The following is a 6,154-nucleotide window of genomic DNA, read 5'->3' as shown; positions in this document are numbered from 1 at the left end:
CGCGCCCGCCACCCAATCAAAAAGACCAGCCTCAAATGAGGCTGGTCTCATGACTGTCAAACTGTGGGACAGCAGTGTCCGTCCTGGAAGCCTTTTTTGCTGTTTTCACATAGCTGTTTTTACTTAGCTGCTGGTTGCAGGTAAGGCACTTTCCGCCGCATCGCTTTCCTCTGACTTCTCAACCCGGAACCACGCTGCATACAGGGCGGGCAAGAACAGCAGCGTCAGTGCGGTGGCCACGATCAGTCCACCCATAATTGCCACTGCCATGGGACCGAAGAAATCACTGCGAGATAACGGAATCATCGCCAGCACCGCTGTCAGCGCCGTCAGTACAATCGGGCGGAAGCGGCGCACGGTGGATTCTACAATGGCATCCCAGGGGGCGAGCCCCTGGCGTTTATCCTGTTCTATCTGGTCCACCAGAATGACCGAGTTGCGCATGATCATGCCAGCCAGGGCAATAGTGCCGAGCATGGCGACAAAACCAAATGGCTGGTTGAACAGCAGCAGGAACAGGGTGACACCGATAATACCCAGTGGCGCGGTGAGAAACACCATGGTGGACAGGGAGAAGCTGCGCAGCTGTAACATCAGCAGGGTGAACACCACAAAAATAAACAGCGGCATACCGGCATTGACGGAGTCCTGGCCGCGTGCGGATTCCTCCACACTGCCGCCGACCTCCAACAGATAGCCGGGCGGCAACCCATCGCGGACTCCCTGAAGCTGCGGCCAGATACTGGCCACTACGGTTGCCGGTTGCTCGGTGCCATATATATCCGCGCGCACCGTCACCGTGGGCAGGCGATCCCGGTGCCAGATAACCCCTTCTTCAAAGCCGTAGTCGAGGGTTGCGATCTGATTCAGCGGCAGTGAGTTTCCGGCATCGGTCTGTATCGCCAGGTTACCCAGCTGTTCCAATGCCTGCCGTTCCCGCTCCTGCCCCCGTACAGCGACGGTGATCAGTTCATTGTCTTCGCGGTATTGGCCCACTGCGGTGCCGGACAGTGAGCCCTGCAGTGCGCGAGACAGGGAGGCTGTGCTAACCCCCATTTCCCGTGCGCGGGCCTGGTCGATATCCAGTTTCACGACCTTGCTGGGTTCTTCCCAGTCCAGGTGCACATTGGCCACGTCTTCATTTTCGCGCACCACCGCGGCCACTTCCCGGGCAATTCGGCGGGCTTCGCCGATATGTTCACCCGAAACCCGGAACTGCACTGGATACCCCACCGGCGGTCCGTTCTCCAGCCGCGAGACCCGTGTGCGTACCGACGGGAACTGTTCGCTCAGGGTGGAGATCAGCCATTGGCGTACCTGTTCCCGCTCCTCCACACTGCGGGTCAACACCACAAACTGGGCAAAACTGGCGGCGGGCAGCTGCTGATCCAGCGGCAGGTAAAAACGCGGTGAACCGGTGCCCACATAAGCTACATAGTTTTCCACCAGTGGGTTCTGTGACAGCAGTTCCTCCAGACGCAAGGCCTGCCCCTCGGTGGCGTGCAGGGAAGCGCCTTCACTCAGTTTCAAATCCACCATCAGCTCCAGGCGAGCCGACGAGGGGAAGAACTGTTGCGGCACAAAGCGGAACAGAAAAATCGCACCGACAAAAATAACTACGCTCAGCAGCAATACTGTTTTGCGATAGTGCAGGCACCAGTTGAGGATGCGGCGGAAGCGCTGATAAAAGGGTTTGCTGTACGGATCATTTTGAGAGGTCGATCCGTGACCGCCATGTTCCGGCAGCAGGCGGTTACCCAGGTAGGGCACAAATACTACTGCCGCTACCCAGGAGGCGAGCAGGGATAGTGTCACCACCTGAAAAATTGAGCGAGTGTACTCCCCGGTGCCGGACTGCGCGGTGGCAATGGGCAGGAAACCCGCGGCGGTGATCAGGGTTCCAGTCAACATCGGAAACGCAGTACTGTTCCAGGCGAAGCCTGCTGCCTTCAACCGGCTCAGACCCTGTTCCATTTTGATCGCCATCATCTCCACGGCGATGATGGCATCGTCCACCATCAGTCCCAGCGCCAGCACCAGTGCACCAAGGGAAATCTTGTGCAGGCCGATATCAAAGTAATTCATCAGCGCAAAGGTCATCGCCAGCACCAGCGGGATCGACAGTGCCACCACCAGCCCGGTGCGGAATCCCAGTGAGAAAAAACTCACCAGCATTACGATGACCAATGCCTCGATCAGCACTTTGACAAATTCACCCACGCTGCTTTTTACTGCCGCGGGCTGGTCGGATACCTTGCTCAGGGAAAGGCCGATGGGCAGGTCCTGTTGCAGAGATTCCATCGCAGCGTCCAGGCGCTCGCCCAGTTGCAGGATGTCGCCACCACTCTTCATGGACACGGCAATGCCGATGGCATCTTCGCCCATAAAACGCATCCGCGGTTGTGGTGGATCACTAAAGCCGCGCCGCACGTCGGCGATATCGCCCAGGGTCAGGGTATGGCCGTTGGCGTGAATCGGGAACTGGCGGATTTCCTCTACGCTACGGAATTGGCCACTGATGCGGATACGTACGCGGTCGCTGACGGCCTCCACAATCCCGGCGTCCGCCATCTGGTTTTGCGCCTGCAACACCGATTGTACGGCGGAGAGAGGAATCCCCAGGGAAGCCAGTTTGGCATTGGAGATTTCCACCCAGACTTTCTCGTCCTGCAGACCGAGCAGTTCAACCTTGCCGACGTCCTCAACCCGCTGCAAGGCGAGCTGCAGCCGATCGGCGTAGTCCTTCATCAGCGCATAATCAAAACCCTGGCCGGTGAGGGCGTAGATATTGCCAAAGGTAGTGCCAAATTCGTCATTAAAAAACGGGCCCTGAATATCTGTCGGCAGTGTGTGGCGGATATCTCCGACTTTCTTGCGCACCTGATACCAGAGGTCGGGAATCTCCGCTGAGCGCATATCGTCCCTGGCCATAAACATCACCTGGGATTGGCCCGGGCGGGAGAAAGAGGTTATGCGCTGGTAGTCCCCGGTCTCCATCAGTTTTTTCTCGATGCGCTCGGTGACCTGGCGTGAGACCTCTTCTGCACTGGCGCCCGGCCAAAGGGTATTTACCACCATGACCTTGAAGGTGAAGGGGGGATCCTCGCTTTGCCCCAGTTGCGTATACGAAATCGCCCCGATAAGGCCGAGCACAAGCATGGTGTAGAGCACCAGTGGTTTATTCTTCAGTGCCCACTCTGAGAGATTGAATGACATCGTATTGTGTCCGTAGATGCAGTGTTTTTTGTCAGGCGTCAGTGGCGTTGCGTCAGAGGCTTTGTGCCAGGCGGTCGTCGGCCTCTATCGGTCTGTTCTGACGATCTACCGGGCGCACCCGTTGGCCTTCGCGAACCAGCTGGGTGCCGGCGGACACTACCCAGTCCTGAGGGGTAAGGCTGGAGATCACCTCTGCATACTCGTGGCCGTAATTGGCGACGGTGACCGCCACCTTGTGCAGCGTGAAGGTGTCGGGGTCCATGCGCCATACGAAGGCTTCGGCCCCATCGGCGGTAATCGCAGACATGGGCAGCCGCTGGGTAGGGCGCTTTGAATCCGTGCGTGCATATACTCGGGCGCTCTGGCCCAGCTGGGGTTTACCCTCGGCGTTGCCGTCTGGCGAAAACGCGATGCGCGCTTCAAAGGTGCGCAGGCCAGACTCTGCAGCAGGAGAGAGCTCCCGCACCTTTCCGTGAATCGGGGCTCCGGGTGCGGACCACAGCTCGATGGTTACCGGCTGGCCTAGGGCAAAGCGGGTTACTTCCTGTTCCGGTAGGTCGATCAGGACCTCCCGCTCCCCATCTGACGCCATGGTAAATACCGTCTGACCGGCGCTGACAACCTGTCCGGCATCAATACTGCGACCGGTGATGACTCCGTCGCTGGGGGCCTTGAGGGTTGCGTAGTTGGCCTGGTTTTCCGCCACCTTCCATTGGGCGCGGGCCCGCTCAAGCTGGGCCACACTGCTGTCGTGGCGCGTCTTTACGGTATCAAACTGGGATTCCCCGATCAGTTTCCGCTCCAGCAGGTCGCGGTAGCGTGCGAGCTCATTGCTGGCGTTGCGATTTTCAGTCTGCGCCGCCTGCAGCTGAGCGCGGGCGGCGTCGCGCTGCAATTGCAGGTCTTGCGCATCCAGTTCAGCCAAAGGCTGGCCCTGTCTCACTCTATCTCCCACATCCACCAGGCGGCGGGTAACCGCGCCGCCGACCCGGAAGGCCAGTGCCGGCTCATAGCGGGCGCGAACCTCTCCCGGGTAGACCGCGAGCTGGCTGCCGGACGCTGTGGGGTGCACTACGATGGCCGGGCGCGGAGGCTTGGTGCTTTCCGGGTCCGATGTCGAGCAGGCGACAAGGGATAGTGCAGCCAGCAAGGTGGTGGACCATTTGAGTGCGGAAGCGTTATGGGGGAGGAAGCGGTGCATGATTACCTCAATCCCTGTGGGGCACGGGTTGCGTTGGAGTCGGAAATTCCGGCGGGTGACTTTGGGGTCGGGGATGTCGGCAGAAACTGGTACAGTTGTCTGCCATACTGCGCCGGACTCTATTCTGTACTGGCGAGTATAGTAAGTATATTAAACTCGCGAGTCCACTAATTCAGTGGGCGCGAGCGTGTGCTTCATCAACCAGCAAGCGGGGTTGGGTAGCGCGCAACACGAAGACGATGACGACCATGAGCTCTATAAATTCCAGCAGTACCGCCCCGACCAGCCGCGGCCGCCCCAAAGACCCGGCCAAGCGGCAGGCCATTCTGCATGCGGCCAAGCACCTGTTTCTCACCCACGGATTTACCGGTACCAGCATGGACGCTGTGGCCAGCGCGGCGGGTGTCTCCAAGCTGACGGTGTACAGCCATTTCTCTGACAAGGAGACGCTGTTTACGGATGCCATTGAAGACAAGTGCTGCAGCCAGATGCCGGTGGTGATGTTTACCCTCGAGCCCGGGGTGCCGGTTGTGGAAATGTTGCAACAGATCGGCGAGGCTTTTCTGGAGATGTTGTACCACGAGGACTCCATGAAACTGATGCGCCTGATCAGTGCCGTGGGCGCCCAGGATCAGACCATGGCCAATCTGTTTTACGAGGCCGGTCCGATGCGTACCCGCAATGAAATGACGCGTTTCCTCAATCGGGCCTGTGAGCTGGGGCAGTTGCAGATACCGGACACCGAACGTGCCTCGGAGTTGTTTTTCGGCATGTTGCAGGGAGGGTGCCGACACATTCAGATTATGCTCGGGTGTACCGAACCTCCCGCGCAAGAGGAAATTACAGAACATGTAGCGGAAGTGGTGCGAGTGTTCTGCCGGGGTTACCAGCCTCACTGAGATTGATGACCGATTGAAAAAGCCCGCGGGAGCATGCTTCCGCGGGCTTTTTTGTTAGGGCGATGCTGAATCAGGTACGGATCTTGTAGCCGGTACGGAAAATCCACCACACCGCGGTCATGCAGGCAAACAGGAACAGCAGTGTCATGCCGAGACTGATTCCAACATTGACATCGGAGACGCCGTAAAACGCCCAGCGAAAACCGCTGATCAGATACACCACCGGGTTAAACAGGGTTACCTTCTGCCAGAACTCCGGCAGCATATTGATGGAGTAGAAAGCACCACCGAGAAATGTCAGCGGGGTGATCACCATCAGCGGAATAATCTGCAGCTTCTGAAAATCATCGGCCCACACGCCGATAATAAAACCGAACATACTGAAGGTGACTGCGGTGAGAATAAGAAAGCCGATCATCCAGAAGGGATGGGCGATCTCGTAGTCCACAAAAAAACGCGCGGTGATGAGAATCAGTATGCCGATAATGACCGACTTGGTGGCCGCCGCGCCTACATAGCCGGCGACGATCTCAAACGCGGATACTGGAGCGGAAAGCACCTCGTAAATGGTGCCGCTGAATTTGGGGAAGAAAATGCCGAACGACGCATTGGAAATACTTTCCGACAACAGCGACAGCATGATCAGCCCGGGAATAATAAACGCTCCGTAACTCACCCCCTCGATTTCGCCCAGGCGACCGCCGATGGCGGTGCCGAAAACGATAAAGTACAGGCAGGTGGAAATCACCGGCCAGGCGATGCTCTGCATCAGGGTGCGCCCGGTGCGGGCCATTTCAAACTGGTAAATGGCGCGGATACCGTAAACATTCATCCGACA

At 58.2% G+C, this 6,154-nt stretch carries 4 protein-coding genes; 1 reads left to right on the top strand and 3 read right to left on the bottom strand.

All coding sequences use genetic code 11. The features are described 5' to 3' along the window. Positions 1 to 123: 123 nt before the first annotated feature. Together AAFH99_RS15745 and AAFH99_RS15740 are read right to left on the bottom strand one after the other, a co-directional pair. Positions 124 to 3,216, bottom strand: coding sequence for an efflux RND transporter permease subunit (locus AAFH99_RS15745; protein WP_406828217.1), 3,093 nt, complete (start codon positions 3,214 to 3,216; stop codon positions 124 to 126). Positions 3,217 to 3,268: 52 nt separating this feature from the next. After that, entirely contained in the window at positions 3,269 to 4,417 is a 1,149-nt protein-coding gene (locus AAFH99_RS15740) for an efflux RND transporter periplasmic adaptor subunit (RefSeq protein WP_406828216.1), read from the bottom strand. A gap of 248 nt (positions 4,418 to 4,665) precedes the next feature. Between AAFH99_RS15740 and AAFH99_RS15735 the strand changes: the two genes are divergently transcribed. After that, positions 4,666 to 5,316: a TetR/AcrR family transcriptional regulator gene (locus AAFH99_RS15735; RefSeq protein WP_051687331.1), complete on the top strand. Its 651-nt coding sequence runs from the start codon at positions 4,666 to 4,668 to the stop codon at positions 5,314 to 5,316. A 70-nt stretch (positions 5,317 to 5,386) separates the two neighbouring features. Here the strand turns inward: AAFH99_RS15735 and AAFH99_RS15730 are convergent, their stop codons facing one another. Further along, positions 5,387 to 6,148 carry an ABC transporter permease gene (locus AAFH99_RS15730; RefSeq protein WP_043319066.1) on the bottom strand — a complete coding sequence of 254 codons (762 nt, stop codon included), beginning with the start codon at positions 6,146 to 6,148 and terminating at the stop codon, positions 5,387 to 5,389. Between the last annotated feature and the right edge of the window lie 6 nt (positions 6,149 to 6,154).

This window comes from Microbulbifer sp. ARAS458-1 (genome assembly GCF_045348205.1).
Taxonomy (GTDB): domain Bacteria; phylum Pseudomonadota; class Gammaproteobacteria; order Pseudomonadales; family Cellvibrionaceae; genus Microbulbifer.
The sequence above is the reverse complement of the archived record's forward strand: the minus strand, read 5'-3'. Positions and strand labels throughout refer to the sequence as shown.